The organism is Pseudomonas sp. GM18, assembly GCF_000282195.1.
Taxonomy (GTDB): domain Bacteria; phylum Pseudomonadota; class Gammaproteobacteria; order Pseudomonadales; family Pseudomonadaceae; genus Aquipseudomonas.
Window position 1 is genome coordinate 49,173 of the sequence record NZ_AKJT01000094.1, and the last position, 20,489, is coordinate 69,661.

Annotated in this window: 14 protein-coding genes; 3 read left to right on the forward strand and 11 right to left on the reverse strand. The window is 60.4% G+C overall.

The window, feature by feature from the left end; genetic code table 11:
* Positions 1-2: 2 nt before the first annotated feature.
* Genes PMI21_RS05110 through PMI21_RS05100 form a run of 3 tightly spaced genes read right to left on the reverse strand, consistent with a single transcriptional unit; the run spans position 3 to position 3,075 of the window.
* Positions 3-869 carry a carbohydrate ABC transporter permease gene (locus PMI21_RS05110; RefSeq protein ID WP_007940909.1) on the reverse strand — a complete coding sequence of 289 codons (867 nt, stop codon included), beginning with the start codon at positions 867-869 and terminating at the stop codon, positions 3-5.
* Positions 866-1,981, reverse strand: coding sequence for an ABC transporter ATP-binding protein (locus PMI21_RS05105; RefSeq protein WP_007940910.1), 1,116 nt, complete (start codon positions 1,979-1,981; stop codon positions 866-868). Before PMI21_RS05105 ends, PMI21_RS05110 begins: the two co-directional genes overlap by 4 nt.
* Positions 1,981-3,075, reverse strand: coding sequence for an ABC transporter ATP-binding protein (locus PMI21_RS05100; RefSeq protein WP_007940911.1), 1,095 nt, complete (start codon positions 3,073-3,075; stop codon positions 1,981-1,983). Before PMI21_RS05100 ends, PMI21_RS05105 begins: the two co-directional genes overlap by 1 nt.
* A 280-nt stretch (positions 3,076-3,355) precedes the next feature.
* Between PMI21_RS05100 and PMI21_RS05095 the strand changes: the two genes are divergently transcribed.
* Positions 3,356-5,251 (forward strand): sigma-54-dependent Fis family transcriptional regulator, encoded by a 1,896-nt coding sequence (locus PMI21_RS05095; protein ID WP_007940913.1) that lies wholly within the window; start codon positions 3,356-3,358, stop codon positions 5,249-5,251.
* A gap of 114 nt (positions 5,252-5,365) precedes the next feature.
* Here the strand turns inward: PMI21_RS05095 and cysS are convergent, their stop codons facing one another.
* Together cysS and PMI21_RS05085 are read right to left on the reverse strand one after the other, a co-directional pair.
* A complete protein-coding gene (gene cysS, locus PMI21_RS05090) occupies positions 5,366-6,748 on the reverse strand; it encodes a cysteine--tRNA ligase (RefSeq protein WP_007940914.1) in 1,383 nt (460 codons plus the stop codon).
* Positions 6,749-6,768: 20 nt separating this feature from the next.
* Positions 6,769-8,466: a glutamine--tRNA ligase/YqeY domain fusion protein gene (locus PMI21_RS05085; RefSeq protein ID WP_007940915.1), complete on the reverse strand. Its 1,698-nt coding sequence runs from the start codon at positions 8,464-8,466 to the stop codon at positions 6,769-6,771.
* 262 nt (positions 8,467-8,728) lie between these two features.
* Here PMI21_RS05085 and PMI21_RS05080 point away from each other — a divergent pair, with 262 nt between their 5' ends.
* Both PMI21_RS05080 and lpxH read left to right on the forward strand, forming a co-directional pair.
* Complete coding sequence (locus PMI21_RS05080; protein WP_007940916.1) at positions 8,729-9,232, forward strand: peptidylprolyl isomerase; 504 nt, start codon at positions 8,729-8,731, stop codon at positions 9,230-9,232.
* Entirely contained in the window at positions 9,229-9,957 is a 729-nt protein-coding gene (gene lpxH / locus PMI21_RS05075) for a UDP-2,3-diacylglucosamine diphosphatase (protein WP_007940917.1), read from the forward strand. Before PMI21_RS05080 ends, lpxH begins: the two co-directional genes overlap by 4 nt.
* A 127-nt stretch (positions 9,958-10,084) precedes the next feature.
* Here the strand turns inward: lpxH and PMI21_RS05070 are convergent, their stop codons facing one another.
* From PMI21_RS05070 to PMI21_RS05045, 6 genes are all read right to left on the reverse strand, one after another.
* Positions 10,085-11,614 carry a DHA2 family efflux MFS transporter permease subunit gene (locus PMI21_RS05070; protein WP_007940918.1) on the reverse strand — a complete coding sequence of 510 codons (1,530 nt, stop codon included), beginning with the start codon at positions 11,612-11,614 and terminating at the stop codon, positions 10,085-10,087.
* A 64-nt stretch (positions 11,615-11,678) separates the two neighbouring features.
* Complete coding sequence (locus PMI21_RS05065; RefSeq protein ID WP_007940919.1) at positions 11,679-12,875, reverse strand: HlyD family secretion protein; 1,197 nt, start codon at positions 12,873-12,875, stop codon at positions 11,679-11,681.
* A gap of 15 nt (positions 12,876-12,890) precedes the next feature.
* Positions 12,891-14,360, reverse strand: a complete 1,470-nt coding sequence (locus PMI21_RS05060; protein ID WP_007940920.1) for an efflux transporter outer membrane subunit — start codon at positions 14,358-14,360, stop codon at positions 12,891-12,893.
* The gene (locus PMI21_RS05055) at positions 14,350-14,829 is read right to left on the reverse strand and encodes a MarR family winged helix-turn-helix transcriptional regulator (protein ID WP_007940922.1); all 480 of its coding nucleotides are present in this window, start codon (positions 14,827-14,829) and stop codon (positions 14,350-14,352) included. The genes PMI21_RS05060 and PMI21_RS05055 overlap by 11 nt, the downstream gene beginning before the upstream one ends.
* A gap of 245 nt (positions 14,830-15,074) precedes the next feature.
* On the reverse strand, positions 15,075-18,749 hold the full coding sequence (locus PMI21_RS05050) for a translocation/assembly module TamB domain-containing protein (RefSeq protein WP_007940923.1): 3,675 nt from the start codon (positions 18,747-18,749) through the stop codon (positions 15,075-15,077).
* Positions 18,746-20,473 carry an autotransporter assembly complex protein TamA gene (locus tag PMI21_RS05045; protein WP_033064187.1) on the reverse strand — a complete coding sequence of 576 codons (1,728 nt, stop codon included), beginning with the start codon at positions 20,471-20,473 and terminating at the stop codon, positions 18,746-18,748. The genes PMI21_RS05050 and PMI21_RS05045 overlap by 4 nt, the downstream gene beginning before the upstream one ends.
* Positions 20,474-20,489: the final 16 nt, after the last annotated feature.

Here is a 20,489-nt window from a genome sequence, read left to right on the forward strand (position 1 = left end):
CCTCACCGATTGGCGTCAGAGTGAGTCATGGCGGTGTAGAACAGCCACGACACCAACAGGATGATCAGGAAGTACACCAGCGAGAACGCCGCCGCCGGGCCGAGGTCGAATTGCCCTACGGCCATTTGGGTCAAGGTCTGACTCAGGAAGGTCGTGGCATTGCCCGGACCGCCACCGGTCAGCACGAACGGCTCGGTGTAGATCATGAAACTGTCCATGAACCGCAGCATCACCGCGATCAGCAGCACACTCTTAAGCTTGGGCAACTGGATGTGCCGGAACACCGCCCAGGCCGACGCCCGATCGATCCGCGCCGCCTGGTAATACACATCCGGAATTGCCCGCAGCCCGGAGAAACACAACAACGCCACCAGCGACGTCCAGTGCCAGACGTCCATCACCAACACCGTGACCCAGGCGTCCATGGTGTTAGCCGCGTAGTTGTAGCTGACGCCCATGGCATTGAGACTGGACCCGAGCAAGCCGATGTCGGCCCGGCCGAAAATCTGCCAGATGGTGCCGACCACGTTCCATGGGATCAGCAGCGGAATCGCCAGGATAATCAGCACCAGCGACGACCAGCGGCCCTTGATCGGCATGGTCAGGGCGATGGCGATGCCCAACGGAATTTCGATCAACAACACGCAACCGGAATAGATGAACTGGCGCAGCAGCGAATCATGCAGCCGTGGATCGAGCAGCACCTGTTTGTACCAGTCGGCGCCGACGAAGTAGCGGCTGGACTGGTCGAAGATGTCCTGCACCGAGTAGTTGACCACGGTCATCATCGGGATCACCGCACTGAACGCCACCAGCAGAAACACCGGCAACACCAGCCACCAGGCCTTGTTGTTCTGCACCTTGTTCATGGCTGCACCTCGTTAATGGCTTTCGCTTCCAGCAAATAATCATCGGCGTAGACCATCAGCCATTGCCCCGGGAAACTGATGTACGCCGTGCCGTCGGGCACCGGTTTGTCCTCGGCCAGGCGTACTTTCAGCAGCACGCCGTCGAGGTTCAGGGTCATGATTTTGTAGGTGCCCAGGTCCTCGACGTGTACGACCTTCGCCCGCAACGCGTCATCAAAGGCCTCCTCCCACACATGGACGAACTCCGGACGGATGCCGACCTTCAGGGTTTTCCATTCGCTGTCGGCGATGCGTTTCTGCATCGCGTCGGACAATGGCAAGTGAGTCCCGGCAAAACCGACACCGCCTGCCTGCGGCTGGACATCGATCAGGTTCATCCCCGGACTGCCGATGAAATAGCCCACAAAGGTGTGGCTCGGCCGTTCGAACAATTCCCGTGGCGTACCGAACTGCACGATCTGCCCGCCGTACATCACCGCGATCTTGTCGGCGAAGGTCGAAGCTTCGAGCTGATCGTGGGTGACGTAGACCATGGTGATGTTGAACTGCTCGTGGATCTGCTTGAGCTTGCGCCGCAGTTTCCATTTCAGGTGCGGGTCGATCACCGTCAGCGGTTCATCGAAGAGGATCGCCGACACGTCATCGCGCACCAATCCACGGCCCATGGAGACTTTTTGTTTTTCATCGGCGGTGAGGTTGCGCGCCTTCTTGTGCAGCAATGCCTGAAGGTCGAGGACCTCGGCGATTTCATGCACCTTGCTGTAAATTTTCGCTTCGACCATGCCCTGATTGCGCAGCGGGAAAGCCAGGTTGTCGAACACCGTCATGGTGTCGTAGACCACCGGAAACTGGAAAACCTGGGCAATGTTGCGCTTTTCCGGGGTCAGTTCGTTGACCACTTTGCTGTCGAACAGCACCTGGCCCTGGGATGGGCTGAGCAACCCGGAAATGATGTTGAGCAAGGTCGACTTGCCGCACCCCGAAGGCCCGAGCAGCGCATAGGCGCCGCCCTGCTCCCAGACGTGGTCCATCTCGCGGATCGCGTAATCCTCGGGGCCGGTAGGCGTGTGGGTGTAGCTGTGGGCAAGGCTCTGCAAACGGATTTCGGCCATCAGGCAACCCTCGCAATACGGCGACCGGGCGCCTGGACCAGCCGCCCCTGCATGTCGAACACAAACAGTTTATGGGTCGGGATATAGATGCGAATCGGTGCATCGACGTCGTATTCGTGCACCCCCGGCAAGTGCAGCACCAACAGGAAATACTCGTTGCGCACGTGCAGGAAGGTTTCCGAACCGCTGATCTCGGCCACCTCGACGGTCACCGCCAGTTCCAGATCGTCGTCGTTGCTCGGCACCAGCGAGATATGACTGGGGCGCACGCCGAAACGGAACTCGCCCTCGCCCACCGGACGCAGATCGACGTTCAACGGGAAGTGCACGAAATTGGCGAAACTGACTTCGTTGCCGGCAATGCGCCCCGGCATCAGGTTGATCGGCGGCTCGGAAAACAACTCCGCCGCCAACACGGTTTGCGGCTGGTGATACACCTCGGAGGACTTGCCGCTCTGAACCACCCGACCTTCGTGAAGAATCGTCGTGGTGCCGCCCAGCGCCAGAGCTTCGTTGGGTTCGGTGGTGGCGTAAATCGCGATGGTATTGCGCGCCTTGAACAGCTCGCGCATTTCCTGGCGCAGCTCTTCGCGCAGCTTGTAGTCGAGGTTGACCAGCGGCTCGTCGAACAGAATCAGCTCGGCGTCCTTGACCAGCGCCCGGGCCATGGCCGTGCGCTGTTGCTGGCCGCCGGAGAGTTCCAACGGATGGCGCTGGAGGAATTTCTCGATGCGCAGCATCTTCGCGGTTTCCAGCACTTTGCTCTGGATCAACTCATTGGCAACGCCGCCCTGACGCAGCGGCGAGGCGATGTTCTCGAACACCGTCATGGTCGGGTAATTGATGAACTGCTGATAGACCATCGACACGTTGCGCAAACGCACCGGGCGTTGGGTGACGTCGACGCCGTTCATCAGGATGCGGCCGCTGTCGGGCTTGTCCAGACCGGCCATCAGGCGCATGAGGCTGGTTTTGCCGGACAGCGTGCGACCGAGCAAAACGTTGAACGATCCGGGTTCGAAATTAAGGCACGCATCGTCGATCCAGGTCTGGCCTTCGATGGTGCGGCTGACGTGTTCCAGGATTAGTGACATGGCTCGGCCTTTTTTTATTTTTTGAGTCAAGCGACCGGAGCACTACAGCGACATTCGTGCCAGAAATTTCAAGCGCTTGATTTGGCTTGAAATCCCCTCAAACAAGACAAGAATCGCATTCGTTGCTGAACAGAAATGAACAACCACGAATGAACAATTGAACAGTTCAACGATTGACAATGAACAAATGTGAACAACACTCTACGGATGTTTTTTGCGTGGCCCTCACGTGATGCAAAACCCATAAAAACAATAAAAGCTTGCTCAGAGATCGACCGCCATGGCCGTACCTGCATCAAAGCTCTCCCACGACGCCATCATCCAGGACTCCTGGTCCCGCTGCCGCGCCTTCGGGCTCGATCATCAGAGCGCTCCGGCGTTCGATCAGCTGCCGGCAGACGGCATCGCCCAATTGCTGGAGAGCCAGCATTCCCTGGTGCAGACCACCCATCAGGAAGTCCTGCCGTATTACGAGAACATCCTCAGCAATTCCAATTGCCTGATCATGCTCGCCGACAATCACGGCCAGGTGCTGACGTCGTGGGGCACCCAGCGTTTCATCGAGCCGAGCCTGACCCGCGGTTTCAGCGCCGGTGCCAGCTGGATGGAGCATTGCAGCGGGACCAATGCGATCGGCACCGCATTGGCCTGCGAGCAGGCCGTGCACATCGAGCACGATGAACATTTCCTCAAGGCCAACCGCTTCATGACCGGTTCCGCCGCGCCGATTTTCGATGCCGAGCGCAAGGTGATCGCGGTGCTGGATGTGTCCAGCGACAGCTACTTGCCGCCCTCCCACACCCTGGGCATGGTCAAGATGATGAGCCAGACCGTGGAGAACCGGCTGATCCTCAACCTGTTCCACGGCCAGCATTTCCAACTGACCTTCAACACCGGGCTGAACAACCTCGACAGCCAATGGGCCGGGCTGTTGATCTTCGACGAGAGCGGTCAGGTGTTGTCGGCCAATCGCAGGGCCGACAATCTGCTGGGCATCAGCCTGTCGCGGGTCAGCGTCGAAAGCCTGTTCAAAGTCTCGTTGATGGAGCTGCTGAATCAGCCGGACGGCCTGCCATTTTCCCTGCAAGCCTCGGGACGCAACCGTTTCCAGTGCGTGCTGAAACGACCGAAACAGGCGTCGATTCAGGCGCGGTTGTTTGCAGAAATAAAGAGCACTGAAACGAAGAGCACTGAAACGAAAAGCCCTGAAATAAAGTGCACTGAACCCGCCCTGGCAGCACCCGCCGCAATCAGCCTCAACACCCTGCACTTTGGCGACAGCCGCGTGGAAAAAGCCGTACGCCAGGCCGAGCGCTTGCTGGAAAAGGACATTCCATTGTTGATCCACGGGGAAACCGGGGTCGGCAAGGAAGTCTTCGTCAAAGCCCTGCACCACGCCAGCTCGCGCAGCAAACAACCGTTCATTGCCGTCAACTGTGCAGCGATCCCCGCCGAACTGGTGGAGTCCGAGCTGTTTGGCTACGAGAAAGGCGCGTTCACCGGCGCCAACCAGAAAGGCAGCATCGGGCTGATCCGCAAGGCTGACAAAGGCACCCTGTTCCTCGATGAAATCGGCGACATGCCGCTACCGACCCAGGCCCGGCTGCTGCGGGTGTTGCAGGAGCGTTGCGTGCAACCAGTGGGCAGCAGCGAGTTGTTCCCGGTGGACATCCGGATCATCTCGGCGACCAACCGTTCGTTGCGCGAGCAGGTGCAGTTGGGGCGGTTTCGTGAGGATTTGTATTACCGCATCGGTGGTTTGACCCTGGAACTGCCACCGCTCAGGGAACGCAGTGACAAGCAGGCGCTGTTCAAGCGCTTGTGGGAACAACACCGTGAACCGTCGCAATGGGCCGGGTTGAGCCCTGAGGTGCTGGAACTGTTCAGCCGTCATCCGTGGCCGGGGAATTTGCGTCAGGTCAGCAGCGTGATGCAGGTGGCGTTGGCCATGGCCGAGGAACAACCCGTCAAGCCTGAGCATTTGCCGGATGATTTTTTTGTCGATCTGGAGATGGAGCCGGTGGATACGCCGGAGCCGATAGCCGTTGATTTGAATGATGCCGAGGCTTTGAATCGGCAATTGCAGGCGGCTGGAGGGAATATTTCGCACTTGGCGCGGCGGTTGGGGGTTAGTCGCAATACCCTTTACAAGCGATTGCGCCAGACAGGCGACTGATTGATCGTTCCCACGCTCCGCGTGGGAATGCAGCCCGGGACGCTCTGCGTCCCAAGAGCCGAACGCGGAGCGTCCGTTGAGGCATTCCCACGCAGAGCGTGGGAACGATCATCATCAGTCAGCCAGACGCCAGGTCGTGCCGCCCTTGCCGTCTTCCAGCACCACGCCCATGGCGGTGAGCTGGTCGCGGATGCGGTCGGATTCGGCCCAGTCCTTGTTCGCGCGAGCGGTCAACCGCGCCTGAATCAGCGCATCGACTTCAGCCGCATCCACCCGCCCTTCGGCGCCGGCCTGCAGGAAGTCATCGGCTTCAAGCTGCAACACACCCAGCACACTGGCCAGCTCTTTCAAACGCGCCGCCAGACCGGCCGCCGCATCCAGATCGCTCTCGCGCAGACGGTTAATCTCGCGGACCATCTCGAACAGCACCGCACAGGCTTCCGGCGTGCCGAAGTCGTCGTTCATCACCTGAGTGAAACGCTCGACAAAAGCTTCGCCGCCAGCAGGTGCAACGCTCGGCAGGCCTTTCAACGCATGGTAGAAACGCTCAAGTGCGCCCTTGGCGTCCTTGAGGTTGTCTTCCGAATAGTTGATCGCGCTGCGGTAGTGGCTCGACACCAGCAGGTAACGCACGACTTCCGGGTGGTACTTGTCGAGCACGTCGCGAATGGTGAAGAAGTTGTTCAACGACTTGGACATCTTCTCGCCATTGATGCGAATCATGCCGCAATGCATCCACGCGTTGGCGTAGGTCTTGCCGGTGGCCGCTTCGCTCTGGGCGATTTCGTTTTCGTGGTGCGGGAACTCGAGGTCGCTGCCGCCGCCATGAATGTCGAAGGTCTCGCCCAGGCAGCAGGTGGACATCACCGAGCATTCGATGTGCCAGCCCGGACGACCGTCGCCCCACGGCGATGGCCAGCTCGGCTCGCCCGGCTTGGCGCCTTTCCACAGCACGAAGTCCAGCGGGTCCTGTTTCGACTCGTCGACTTCGATCCGCGCGCCGATGCGCAGGTCTTCGATTTTCTTGCGCGACAGCTTGCCGTAGCCCATGAACTTGGCGACGCGGTAGTACACGTCGCCATTGCCCGGTGCGTAGGCGTAGCCCTTGTCGATCAGGGTCTGGATCATCGCGTGCATGCCGGCGATGTGGCCGGTGGCGCGCGGTTCCATGTCGGGCTTGAGGATGTTCAGGCGCGACTCGTCTTCGTGCATCGCCGCGATCATGCGCTCGGTCAGCGCTTCGAACGACTCGCCATTTTCACGGGCGCGATTGATGATTTTGTCGTCGATGTCGGTAATGTTGCGTACGTAGGTCAGGTCATAACCACTGAACCGCAACCAGCGGGTCACCAGGTCGAACGCGACCATGCTGCGGCCATGGCCCAGGTGGCAGTAGTCATATACGGTCATCCCGCAGACGTACATGCGCACATTGTTGCCATCCAGCGGCTTGAAGACTTCTTTGCTCTTGGTGAGCGTGTTGTAGATCGTAAGCACGACGGTTCCTTAAGACTTGATCACTGGCCCCACGAATCACGCAGGGTCACGGTACGGTTGAATACCGGAGCGCCCGGTTTCGAGTCCTTGATATCCGCGACGAAGTAACCTTCGCGCTCGAACTGGAAACGGTCTTCCGGCTGTGCGTTGCCCAACGAGGGTTCAGCACGACAACCGGTGAGGACTTGCAGTGAGTCAGGGTTGATGTTGTCCAGGAAACTGGCGCTGTCTTCGGCCTTCTCCGGGTTCGGAGAACGGAACAGACGATCGTACAGACGCACTTCGCACTCGACGCTGGCCGCGGCCGGCACCCAGTGGATCACGCCTTTGACCTTGCGGCCTTCAGGGTTTTTGCCGAGGGTTTCCGGGTCGTACGAGCAACGCAGTTCGACGATGTTGCCATCGGCGTCCTTGATCGCTTCGTCGGCACGGATCACGTAGCTGCCGCGCAGACGCACTTCGCCGTTCGGCTCCAGGCGCTTGTAGCCTTTTGGCGGCTCTTCCATGAAGTCTTCACGGTCGATGTAGAGCTCACGGGCGAACGGCAGCACGCGCACGCCCATGTCTTCTTTCGGGTGGCACGCCAGTTCGAGGTTTTCGACCTGACCTTCCGGGTAGTTGGTGATCACGACTTTCAGCGGACGCAGCACGCACATGGCGCGCGGGGCGCTGTGGTCGAGGTCGTCACGGATGCTGAATTCGAGCATGCCGAAATCCACCACGCCGTCGGAACGGTTGGTGCCGATCATTTCGCAGAAGTTGCGGATCGATTTCGGCGTGTAGCCACGGCGGCGGAAGCCCGACAGCGTGGACATCCGCGGATCGTCCCAGCCATTGACGTGCTTTTCATCGACCAGTTGCTTGAGCTTGCGCTTGCTGGTGATGGTGTAGTTCAGGTTCAGACGGCTGAACTCGTACTGACGCGGGTTGGCCGGCACTGGCAGGTTTTCGAGGAACCACTCGTACAACGGACGGTGGCTTTCGAACTCCAGGGTGCAGATCGAATGGGTGATGCCTTCGATGGCGTCCGACTGACCGTGGGTGAAGTCATAGTTCGGGTAGATGCACCACTTGTCACCGGTCTGGTGGTGATGGGCATGACGAATGCGGTACATGATCGGGTCGCGCAGGTTCATGTTCGGCGAAGCCATGTCGATCTTGGCCCGCAGCACGCGTGCGCCGTCCTTGAACTCGCCGGCCTTCATGCGGGCAAACAGGTCGAGGTTTTCTTCAACCGAACGGTCGCGGAACGGGCTGTTCTTGCCCGGCTCGGTCAGGCTGCCGCGATATTCCTTGGCCTGCTCAGGGGTCAGGTCGTCGACGTAGGCCTTGCCGGCCTTGATCAGCTCTACCGCCCAGTCGTGCAACTGGTCGAAATACTGCGAGGCATAGCGCACTTCACCGGACCATTCGAAGCCCAGCCATTTGACGTCGCTTTCGATCGCGTCGATGTATTCCTGGTCTTCCTTGGCCGGGTTGGTGTCGTCGAAACGCAGGTGCGTGACGCCGCCGAATTCCTGGGCCAGGCCGAAGTTCACACAGATCGACTTGGCGTGACCGATGTGCAGGTAGCCATTGGGCTCAGGCGGGAAACGAGTAACGATCTGCGTGTGCTTACCCGAGTCCAGGTCCGCCTGGATGATCGGGCGCAGGAAATTGACCGGCACGGCAGGGCCGGTCTTGGAATTCGAGGTAGGGTCGACAGTGGGCTTGCTCATAGGATCCTTGAACGTACAAGTGCGCGGCCAGTTGGCCAAATCAAAGCGGCTGTTATAAATCAAAGGGGCTTATCATAGCCGATGCTGTCAAGTGGCTGACAGAGCAGGCCGGCAATCGGTTGCATTTAATCGGCTGCCGATGAAAAACAGCCTCGAAATTCACGCCCGGCACGCTAAACTGCGCACCTTGGCCGACACTGGCCGGACCGGTTGAGGGTCAAAGCGCCCCAAAACCCACGAATTCCTAGAATGAGTACCCATCATGACCCAAGTCAAACTGTCTACCAACTTCGGCGACATCGTCCTGGAACTGAACGCTGAAAAGGCACCGCTGACCGTTGCCAACTTCATCGAATACGTCAAGGCCGGTCACTACGAAAACACCGTTTTCCACCGCGTCATCGGTAACTTCATGATCCAGGGCGGCGGTTTCGAGCCAGGCATGAAAGAAAAGAAAGACAAGCGCCCAAGCATCCAGAACGAAGCCGACAACGGCCTGCCAAACCAGAAGTACAGCGTGGCCATGGCCCGCACCATGGAGCCGCATTCGGCCTCCGCGCAGTTCTTCATCAACGTTGCAGACAACAGCTTCCTGAACCACAGCGCCAAGACCGTTCAGGGTTGGGGCTATGCAGTGTTCGGTAAAGTGGTTGAAGGCACCGACGTCGTCGACAAGATCAAAGGCGTGGCCACCACTTCCAAGGCCGGTCACCAGGACGTACCTGCAGACGACGTGATCATCGAGAAAGCCGAGATCATTGAGTGATACTGCTGATTTCAGACTTGCATCTGGAAGAGGAGCGCCCGGACATTACCCGGGCGTTTCTGAATTTGCTCGCTGGACGCGCCCGCTCGGCGAGTGCGTTGTACATTCTGGGCGACTTTTTCGAGGCGTGGATTGGCGACGATGCCATGACGCCGTTCCAGCGTTCCATCTGCCAGGCCCTGCGCAACTTAAGCGACAGCGGCACGGCCATTTTTCTGATGCACGGCAATCGCGACTTCATGCTCGGCAAGGCCTTCTGCAAAGCAGCCGGCTGTACCTTGCTCAAAGATCCGAGTGTCGTGCAGTTTTACGGCGAGCCGGTGCTGTTGATGCACGGCGACAGCCTCTGCACCCGCGACGAAGCGTATATGAAGCTGCGGCGCTACCTGCGTAACCCGATCACCCTGTTCATCCTGCGCCATCTGCCCTTGGGCACCCGCCATAAACTGGCGCGCAAGCTGCGCAGCGAAAGCCGTGCACAGACGCGGATGAAGGCCAATGACATTGTCGATGTCACACCGGAAGAGATTCCGCGGATCATGCAGCAATACGGCGTGAAAACCCTGATCCACGGCCATACCCATCGCCCTGCCATCCACAAGTTGCAGATTGGCGAGCTGGCGGCCAAGCGCATTGTGCTGGGGGATTGGGACCGTCAGGGATGGGCGTTGCAGGTGGATGAGCAAGGGTTTGCGTTGGCGCCGTTTGATTTCGTTACGCCATAAAAGCCAAAGATCAAAAGATCGCAGCCTCGCTCCGCTCGACAGCTCCTACAGGTGCATTGCCTAACGCGGTCAATGTAGGAGCTGCCGAGCGGAGCGAGGCTGCGATCTTTTAACAGGCGCCACTGAGTCAATGCCCAGCCGAAGCCGGCCCCGCCTTCGCCGCAAACGGCGGTTTCGCCAGCCACACCAGCAGAATCAAGCCCATGAACGCCCACCCCAGCAACGTGAAGTAATCCACGGTGGAGAGCATGTACGCCTGACTGGTCAGCACATGATCCAGCTGCGCATAGGCCGGGTTGCCCGCCCCGCCCAGCGTGTTCAACGCCTCCCGGGTCGCCGGCTCATAGGTGGTGATGCTTTCACTCAAATACGCGTGGTGCTGATCGGCCCGGCGAATCCAGATCCAGGTGGTCAACGACGCCGCAAAACTGCCGCCCAGGGTCCGCAGGAAGGTCGCCAGACCTGCGCCGTCGGCAATCTGACTCGGCGGCAGGTCCGACATCAAAATGCTCAAGGTCGGCATGAAGAACAGCGCCACGCCAATCCCCATGAACAGCTGCACCAGGGCGATGTGCTGGAAGTCCACTTCGTTGGTAAAGCCTGCGCGCATGAAGCAACTCAAACCGATGCAGAGGAACGCGCCACCGGCCAGCAGCCGCAAGTCGAACCGGTGCGCATACTTGCCGACAAACGGCGACAACACCACCGGCAGGATGCCGATCGGCGCCACTGCCAATCCGGCCCAGGTGGCGGTGTAGCCCATCTGGGTTTGCAGCCATTGCGGCAGGATCAGGTTGATGCCAAAGAACCCGGCGTAACCACCCACCAGAACGATGGTGCCGATGCGGAAATTGCGGTGGGCGAACAGCCGCAGGTTGACCACCGGGTGTTTGTCGGTCATCTCCCAGATCACGAACACCGCCAGCGCAATCACTGAAATAGCCGCGCCGATAATGATGAAATTCGACTCGAACCAGTCCAGGTCATTGCCCTTGTCGAGGATCACCTGCAACGCGCCGACGCCAATGATCAAGGTGATCAAACCCACGTAATCCATCGGCTGGTAACTGGTCACCACCGGACGCGCCTTGAGCTGCTGGCGCACTACCATCACCGCGAAAACCCCGATCGGCACGTTGATAAAGAAGATCCACGGCCAGCTGTAGCTGTCGGTGATCCAGCCGCCGAGGATGGGACCTGCAATCGGCGCCACCACCGTGACCATCGCCAACAACGCCAGGGCCATGCCGCGCCTCGCCGGGGGATAGACCGCGATCAGCAGCGTCTGGGTCATCGGGTACAACGGCCCGGCCACCAGGCCTTGCAGCACGCGAAAGCCGATCAGCTCCGGCATCGAGGTCGAGATACCGCACAGGAACGACGCCAGCACGAACAGCATCGTCGCCCACAAAAACAACTTCACCTCACCAAAGCGCCGGCTGAGCCAACCGGTCAGCGGCAGCGCGATGGCGTTGCTCACGGCAAACGAGGTGATCACCCAAGTGCCCTGCTCCGAACTCACGCCCAGGTTGCCGGAAATCGTCGGCAAGGCCACGTTGGCGATGGTGGTGTCGAGCACTTGCATGAAGGTCGCCAGCGACAGGCCAATGGTGCTGAGCAAAAGGCTGGGTGGCGAGAAAGAGGCGTTATTGCTCATCGCGAATCCTTTGAAGCGGGGATGGCGCTGCGCCCGTTACAGGCGCAGCTGACGGATTGGCGAATCAGCGTTGCGCGGTTTTGCTGACCGCGGCGCTGTTGTCGTGGATCAACTGGGTGATCATCGCGTCGGCTTCGGCCAACTGACGGTCGTAGATGCTGGTGCTGAACGAAGCCTTTTGCGGCGGCTGTTGCGCCAGCACCGGACCGCTCTGGTCGCGCAGGTTCACCTCGACCTGAGTCGACAGGCCGACCCGCAACGGGTGCTTGGCCAGTTCTTCGGCATTAATGTGAATCCGCACCGGCACCCGCTGCACGATTTTGATCCAGTTACCGGTGGCGTTCTGCGCCGGCAGCAAGGCAAACGCGCTGCCGGTCCCGGCGCCGAGGCTATCGATGGTGCCGCTGTATTTGACGTCGCTGCCGTAGACATCGGCTTCGATGTCCACCGGCTGACCGATGCGCATGTCACGCAGTTGGGTTTCCTTGAAGTTGGCGTCGATCCACAGCTGGTCCAGCGGAATCACTGCCATCAGCGCGGTACCCGGCTGGACACGCTGACCAAGTTGCACGGTACGTTTGGCGACATAACCGGTGACCGGCGCGATCAAGGTGCTGCGGGCGTTGTTCAGGTACGCCTGACGCAATTGCGCAGCGGCGGACATCACGTCCGGGTGCGACGACACCACGGTGTCATCGACCAGCGCGCTGGTGGTCTTGAGCTGTTGTTGGGCGTTGGCCAGGGCGTTCTGCGCCGAGGTCAGGTCATCACGGGCATGGGACAGTTCTTCCTGGGAAATCGCCCCGCCGGCGGCAAGGTTTTTCCGCCGATTGAAGTTGTCCTGGGCCTTTTGCACTTCGGCCTGCTGCGCATTGACCTGGGCTTTCATGCCGTCGACATTGCTGTACAAACCGCGCACCTGACGCACAGTGCGGGCCAGGTTGGCCTGGGCACTTTGCAGACCGACTTCGGCGTCGTTCGGATCGAAGTTGACCAGTACCTGGCCTTCGTGGACCAGATCGCCATCGTCGGCGCCGATGCTGACCACAGTGCCGGTGACCAGCGGAGTGATTTCCACCACGTTGCCGTTCACGTAGGCGTCGTCGGTGCTTTCGCTCCAGCGACCGAAGAATTGGTGATAACCCCAGACGCCGGCTCCGGCGAGGATCACCAGGATAGTCAGGACTAACAGCATCACTTTGCGCTTGCGCGGGTTGCTCGTGTCTTGAGTGTCGTCAGAGGTTGTATCTGCAGTGGCCATGACAAGTACCTTGAATTAGTTGTGCTGCGTGGCTGGGGATGCGTTGGCGGCGGTCAGGGTTTCGCCCTGAAAACCGCCACCCAGCGCCTGCATCAGTTGGATCGACAGGTCGATCTGCTCGGCATTCAGGTTGGCCAGCTGACGCTGGGCCTGGAGCAACTGCTGCTCGATGCTGAGCACGTCCAGGTAATTCCCGATGCCGGAACCGTAGCGCTGGACCACGGTGTTGTAAGAGTCCTGGGCAATGTCGGTGGCGTGTTGCTGGGCACCGATTTGCCGGCCGATATCGTGCAACTGGTTGATGGTGTCGCTGACATCGCCCAGGGCTTTCACCAGGCTTTTGTTGTACTGCGCCACCGCGAGGTCGTAATCGGCGTCGCGGGAATCGAGGTCCGCACGCAGGCGGCCGCCGTCGAAAATCGGCACCGAGATCGTTGGGGCGATGTTGAAGAAACGACTGGCGGAACCGAACATCGCATCCCCCAGCAACGACTCGACACCGGCCGCCGCGCTCAGGTTGAGGTTGGGGTAGAACCGGGTCTTGCTCGCCGCGATGTTTTTGCTTGCCGCTTCAACCCGCCAGCGTGCCGCCACCAGGTCCGGGCGACGACCGAGCAACTCCGCTGGCAGCACCGATGGCAACGCCACGGCACTGGCCTGAAGGACTTTCGGCCGGGCGATTTCGTTACCGCGATCCGGGCCTTTGCCCAGCAGCACCGCCAAGGCGATTTTCGCGCTTTGCAGGCGTTTCTCGGCATCGATCAGGCTGGCTTCGGCGCTGGCTTCAAGGCTTTCGGTTTGCTGGAACTGGTACTGACTGTCGATCCCCGAACTCAGGCGACGCTGGCTGAGGTCGAGCATTTGTCTGGTGCGTTTGAGGTCTTCACTGGCCAGGTCATGGATGATGTGCGCCTGCCCCAGATCGCTGTAGGCGCGGGCGACGTCGGCAGACAAGGTCAGTTGTGCGGCCTGCTGATCGACTTCGGCGGCACGGGCCTGGCCCAATGCGGCCTCCCAGGCATCGCGTTGCCCGCCCCAGAGGTCGAAGGTGTAATTGAAGCTGGCACCGAGATTACGCACGGTGGAATACGTTCCACCCTGCCCGCTCGGGTCTTTATCGCGAGCCAGACGCGAACGGCTGACACCGGCGTTGGCATCGAGGGTCGGCATGCGCGCGGCGTCGGCGGCATACGCGGCAGCGCTGGCTTGGTGAGCACGGGCGTCGGCGATTTGCATGTCGGGGCTGTCGTGCAGGGCTTCGCGGATCAGGCCATCGAGCTGCGGGTCGCCGAGGCTTTTCCACCAGTCGCTTTTCGGCCATGCGGCAGGCGACAGGGTCACGCCATTGAGGGACTGCCCGGCCTTGAGGTTCTTCGCATCGAGGCTGACGCCTTCAGTGTTCAAGCCACTGTAACTGGCGCAACCGGCGACGCTCATGGCCAACAGCACCAGGCTCAATCCGGTACGCAGGCGTTTACTGTTCATGGCCACCTACCCGCAGCAAGGTGATCGAGTCACCCGCCGCTACCAGGATTTTCTTCAGGATGTGTTCCAGGGTTTTCAATTCTTCCGGGGTGATGGCACCGGCCAGTTCATTCATGGCATCGGCGCCGATCTGCGGCAGCTGATCAGTCAACTGCTGACCTTGTTCGGTCAGCACCAACTGCACCTGACGGCGGTCCGCCTCGGAGCGTTGGCGGGCGAGGAAACCTTTCTGTTCCAGACGATCGAGCATGCGGGTCATCGAACCGCTGTCCAGCGACAGGTGACGGCACAGCTCGGCCGGGGTATCGACGCCGAACTGGGCCATGATGATCAGCACTTTGAACTGCGCGGCGGTGATGCCGTGGGGTTCCATGTGCGTGTCGATGATCCGGTCCTTGAGCAATGCGGCGCGGCCGAGCAAGAGGCCGAGATGGCAATTATGGAAATCGTATGAGGAGAAATGTTTCATCTGACCACCGATTAGCTGCCTAGGCAGTGAATGTATGTCGAGATATTACTGCTTAGGCAGCCAATGTCAACGCAATAGTTAGGATGCTTTGTATTCGGCTGATAAATGGCTCACGATCGATCGTCCCCACGCTCTGCGTGGGAATGCTTCAACGGACGCTCTGCGTTCGGCTCTGGAAGGGACGCGGAGCGTCCCGGGCTGCATTCCCACGCGGAGCATGGGAACGATCTTTAGATCTTGGGAGGCTAGAAATCCCGCTTGTAGAAGATGTCCAGCGAGCTGGCCACGCCGCTGGCGGCTTCGAGGTAGACCTTTTTGCTCAGTTTGTAACGCAAGGCGATGGTGTTGGCCGGTTCGAACACGCCTACGCCATAACGCAGGCTGAGTTTCTCGGAGATGTTGCCGCTGGCGACCACGCTGGTGGTGTTGCCGCTGCCTTGGGTATCGAGCTGGAAGTCCTGAATGCCCAAATCCTTGGCCAACCCGCTGGTCACGCCGGAACTACCCATCAAACCCAAGCCGAGGGCGGCTTGCGCGAGCATGTTGTTGTCTTCACCGGTGGTGCTCAGCGGACGCCCCAGCACCAGGTAGGACAACGCCTGCTCCTGACTCATCGCCGGTTCGGAAAATATCTGTGTGGTCGGCTGTTCGGCACTGCCGCTCAGGCGAATGCCGGCGATCACGTCGTCGGTTTGACGGATCGCTTCAATGTCGAGGTACGGCTGATCGATGGGACCGGCAAACAACAGGCGCGCCCGGCGCACCGTCAGCCGCTGGCCGTAGGCGCGATAACGCCCGTCGTTGAGCCACAGCTCGCCGCGCGTGTCCATGTTGTCACCAATGTGCACATGCCCTTGCAGGTTGGCGGTCAGGCCAAACCCGGCAAAGCTGAGTTTGTCTTCCCCGACCACCACGTCGATGTCCATCGCCATGGCCATCGGCGGCTTGCCCTCTTCGGTCTGCTGACCGACGATCACCGTGTCATCGGAGACCTTGACCGTCGACGGCGGTAGTTCGCGCACGGTGATTTCACCCTTGGGCACCAGCACCTTGCCGACGATTGCCAGTTTGTCGTCCTTCATGGAGATCTTCAGGTCCGGCGCGACTTCCAGCGCGGCGTAGGGTTCAACGGTGACCGGCAACTTCGAGCCCTTGAGCGCCAGATCAACCATCAGCGCCTGACCCCAGGCAATGTTGCCATTGAGGCTGCCCTGCCCGCTCTTGCCGCTTTTCCAGCCGCCGTTCAGTTGCACGGTTTCACCGGCAATCACCGCTTGCAGTTGCAGGGCCTGGAGCGCCATTGGCAGTTCCGGCCCGGAGATTTCACCGTCGCGCAGCTCAAGGTTGCCGTTGACCAGCGGCGCCAGCAACCCGCCAGACAGCGTGCCGCTGCCGTTCAAATGCCCGGTGAGTTTCTCGACCATCGGTACAAACGGCCGTGCCACCGACAAATCCAGACCGTTGAGACGGAATGAGCCGGTCAGCGGTTTGTTCTTCGGCAACGGGTTGATCTGCGCCTGAAGCATCAGCTCACCAAGCTTGCCGCCGACGAAGTTGAGGTCGGTGTCGATGCGTTTTGGCGTGAGTTTGCTGGTGAGTTTCAGGGTCTGGTACGGGAAATCCAGCCACTGATCCTTTTCCTTCATGCGCAACGTGCCGCCGCTGGCATCGACACTGATCTGGCCGTTCGGGCCGCTGGCCGGCAAGTCCAGTTGCAGGTCGGCGTTGAGCCGGCCCTGCCAGGCGAAATCCTTCGGCAGCCATTGCGCCAGGCTGTCGATCGGGAACTGCTTGAGGTGGTAACGCAGCTTCGGCTCCGGCATCAAGCGCTGGTCTTCGCCACACAGGCTGGCCGGGCCGGACATCCAGCAATGGGCGCCGAAGTTGATTTTGCCGTCCGCCAGCCGTTCGAGCTTCGCTGGATTTTGCAGCTTCCAGTCCTGACCGCCGGCCTGGATATCGCCACTGGCCAGACGCCCGCGCCAGTTGCCCTTATCCAGGGTGCCGTCGAGACCGAGCGCCAGTTTCAGTTTCGGCCCTTGCAGGTCGAGGGTCAGTTTCTGTTTTTTGATGTCGCCCTGGCCGCTGGCGGTCAACGTGCCCAGTGACGTGTCACCCGTCTGGATGCCACTGCCCTTGAGGTCGATGTTCGCCCGCTGGGCGCTGTCGAGAGTGGCATCCAGATTGAGGCTTTGCAGGCGGTTGTCTTCGAAGACCAGTTGCGTGCCTTGCAGGGCGAGCTTGCCTTGCGGTGCCTTGAGCGTGCCGGCGACATTGACCCGACCATTGAGCTGGCCGCGCAGTTGCGGCCAGAGTTGGGCCAGGCGCGGCATTTTGATGTCGATCTGGCCGACGAGTTTCTGTTGCAGGCTGCCTTGGCCATTGATGCTGTTGTCACCGAGGCGAATCTGCAACGCGCTGAGGTTCCATTGCTCGCCGCCACCATCGGCCTTGGCCTGCAACACCGCCGGTTGCCCGCGCAGTTTGCCTTTCAGATCCAGATCGGCGGTCAGGCTGAGCCTTTCGTTCTTCATCTCGCCTTTGCTGCGCAACGGACCAGCCAACGTACCCGGTAACTCCGCAAGCCAGTACGCCGGGTTGATCGCCGAGAGGTCCAGCGCGGTATCCCAGGCGATGCCGTCGGCAAATTGCAGGTTCAGGTGCCCTTCGGCCTTGCCCTGCCCGGCTTCGAGCTTGAATTGCGGCAGATGGATTTGGCTCAGGTCGCCGCTGAACGGGCTGTTCAGGCTGAACGCCCCGGCCGGGCCGTCCAAAGCAGCCTTGAAGTTACCGATGTAGTTGCCGTCGGTGTAGGAGACTTCGCCGTTGAAGCTGCGCAGTGCCACTTGCGGCTCGTCGATCAGCGGATAGAGGCGGTGCCAGGGGAAATCCAGCCAGTCGATTTTTGCATCAGCGCTCAGGCCTTTGCTCCAGTCCAGTTGCCCGGTGAGCTTGAGGCTTTGTTTGTCGTTGGCCGTCAGGTCGAGACCGGCGATTTGTGCGCCCTTGGCGTCGACCTTGCCTTGCAGCAACAACGCGACCGGGCCAAGCTCTGCGGGCAACGTGGCTTTGCCGAGCAACTGGTAGCCGTTTTTCAGATCGCCGTCGCCGGTGAGTTCCAGGTTATTGAGTTGCAGGGTGTCCGGCAGATCGGCGCTGGCCTTGAAGCCGTCAGCGGTGATGCGCAATTTGGCCGGCAGGTTTTCCACCAGCGGCTGCAATTCGCCGGTCAACTGCCCGTTGAGGTAACCGCTGCTGTCGGCTTTCAGCTTCAGGGTTTTCAGCAGATCGCCGTCGACCTTCAACACCAATGCCCAGGGTTCGGTGCCCGGCGCCGGCAAGGTCAGTTTGCCTTCGGCGGTCAGCGGCCAGTTGCCGCTCGGTTGCAACAAGCCGGACAGGTTCAGGCTCAGTTCATCACGCTGCAAGTGCACCGAGTCGATCTGCAAACCCTTTTCGGTCCAGTGCGCCACCAGTTGCAGGCCCTTGAGTTCTTCGCTGCCATTGAACAACAGACGGCCGACTTTGACGTCACCCAACTCGACGGCCAGTGGCAACTTCAAATCCGGAAGGCTGATCGGCCCGCTGCTGTGCTCTTCCGCGCCCGGCGGAAATTGCAGGCTGACCTGCTCGGCCTGCAATTGCTCTATGCACAGCGTCATGCGCGTCAGGCACAGCGGCGACCAGGCGAAAATCGCCTGGTTCAGCTCAACCCGGCTGTTGTCCTGCTGCCACAGCAGATGGTCGGCGCTCCACTGTCCACCCAAACGGCCCTGGAAATTCTCCACGGTCAAACCCGGCACAAACCCGAGCGCCCAGCGACTGCCCGTTGCCGTGCCCAGCACGGTGATCAACGCCAGTACGACCAGCATCAGCAGCGCCGGGATCGCCAGCAGCGTTACTTTCAAACCACGCTTCACAGCTCAGGCCCCATGGAAAAGTGCAGTCGAATCCCGCCGTCGTCGTCCATCGCGTGGGCCAGGTCGAGGCGAATCGGCCCCACCGGCGAAACCCAACGCACGCCAATACCGACGCCGGTCTTGAGGTTCGGCAGTTCGAGGGTGTTGAAGGAGTTGCCCTGGTCGATGAAGGTTGCGACCCGCCACTTTTCGGCGATGGAGTATTGATACTCGACGCTGCCGGCTACCATGTAGCGGCCACCGATACGGTCGCCCTCGGAGTTCTCCGGGGACAGGCTCTGATAGTCGTAACCGCGCACGCTCTGATCGCCACCGGCGAAGAAGCGCAGAGACGGCGGCACCGATTTGTAACCGTTGGTGGCGCTGCCGCCGACCTGCACCCGACCGAGAAAGCGGTGTTTGTCGAAGACCGTGGTCAGGCCTTTAACCAACGCCGTGCCATAGATCAGGTTGGTGTCCGAACCCAATCCTTCCTTGGCCACCTTGGTATCGAATTGCAGGCGATAGCCGTTGTGCGGGTCGATGCGATTGTCGCTTTTCAGGTACGAATAGCTCACGCCGGGCATCAGCAAGGTGCTGAGCCCCGAGTCGTCGCCGAGTGTGTATTCCTCGCGCTGCCACTTGAGCGACACCACCCGCTGCCAGCCACTGGGCAATTTGCTGTGCCACTCGGGGCCGAGGGTCAGCAGTTTGCTGCGGGAGTCGGTGCCAGCGATATCTTCATATTGATAGCCAGCGGCCCAGCGCAGTTTGTCGGTCAGAGGTGGGTCCAGGGGAATGTCGTAAAACACCCCGACGTTCTGCCGCGGCGCCGACAGTTCAGCTTCCCAGCCATAGCTGTCGCCTTGCGGGTTGACCCAGTGCCGGGTCCAGTTGGCCTTGATTCGCGGGCCGACGTCGGTGGAAAACCCCAGACCCAAGCCCATGGTCCGGGGCTTGCGGGTGTCGAGCTTGACCGCCACCGGGATCACGTCGTCCTTGGACGCGGTCGGCGCCGCGTCGACGCGCACGCCTTCGAAATAACCGCTCGATTGCAGCGCCTGGTTGAGTTCGGCGATCAGTTCGGAGTCATAGGGCGTACCGGCCTTGAACGGCACCATGCGTTGCAGCAGGTCTTCGTCGAACGGTGTGTCGCCTTCAAAACTGACTTTGCCCAGCGCATAACGCGGACCGCTGTCGTAGATCAACTCGATGTCGGCGACGCCCGCACGCGGGTCCACCAACAACTTCTGACGAGTGAAACGCCCACTGAAAAAACCGAAGCGCGAGGCCTGGTTCTGGATCATCCGCTTGGCGTCTTCGTAACGGCCATGGTTAAGCACCGCACCGGGTTTCAACAGGTCGCTTTTCGGCACACGAAAGGATTTGAGGTCAGCCGCAGGCCCCTCGACACGCACCGTGACGTTGCGCAAATGGATCGGCTCGCCGGGATCGATGTTCAGCACCAGGCGTGGCGTCTTGCCGCCCTTCACGTCGCTGTCGATTTGCAGCTGGTAATAACCCAAGGCCTGGGCGGCCTTGCGCGCCTGTTCTTCGGCGCCGCGACTGAAGCGCAGCAAGGCTTCTTCATCGCGATCGCCAAGGCTACCGATATAGCCCTCTATATTGGCCTTCAGTTCATCATTGGATGGTTTGATCCGCACATCCAATTCACTTTGCGCCAGCGCCGCGCAGCTGGATAACAGCATCAGCAGGCCGCTGGTCATTCTTCCTGGAACATTCATAGGCGCGGATGCTATC

Bases quoted from the DNA above. Each gene is read 5' to 3' on its own strand.
- PMI21_RS05110 (WP_007940909.1), bottom strand. From the start codon at position 869: ATGAACAAGGTGCAGAACAACAAGGCCTGGTGGCTGGTGTTGCCGGTG.
- PMI21_RS05105 (WP_007940910.1), bottom strand. From the start codon at position 1,981: ATGGCCGAAATCCGTTTGCAGAGCCTTGCCCACAGCTACACCCACACG.
- PMI21_RS05100 (WP_007940911.1), bottom strand. From the start codon at position 3,075: ATGTCACTAATCCTGGAACACGTCAGCCGCACCATCGAAGGCCAGACC.
- PMI21_RS05095 (WP_007940913.1), top strand. From the start codon at position 3,356: ATGGCCGTACCTGCATCAAAGCTCTCCCACGACGCCATCATCCAGGAC.
- PMI21_RS05085 (WP_007940915.1), bottom strand. From the start codon at position 8,466: ATGAGCAAGCCCACTGTCGACCCTACCTCGAATTCCAAGACCGGCCCT.
- PMI21_RS05080 (WP_007940916.1), top strand. From the start codon at position 8,729: ATGACCCAAGTCAAACTGTCTACCAACTTCGGCGACATCGTCCTGGAA.
- PMI21_RS05070 (WP_007940918.1), bottom strand. From the start codon at position 11,614: ATGAGCAATAACGCCTCTTTCTCGCCACCCAGCCTTTTGCTCAGCACC.
- PMI21_RS05065 (WP_007940919.1), bottom strand. From the start codon at position 12,875: ATGGCCACTGCAGATACAACCTCTGACGACACTCAAGACACGAGCAAC.
- PMI21_RS05060 (WP_007940920.1), bottom strand. From the start codon at position 14,360: ATGAACAGTAAACGCCTGCGTACCGGATTGAGCCTGGTGCTGTTGGCC.
- PMI21_RS05055 (WP_007940922.1), bottom strand. From the start codon at position 14,829: ATGAAACATTTCTCCTCATACGATTTCCATAATTGCCATCTCGGCCTC.
- PMI21_RS05045 (WP_033064187.1), bottom strand. From the start codon at position 20,473: ATGAATGTTCCAGGAAGAATGACCAGCGGCCTGCTGATGCTGTTATCC.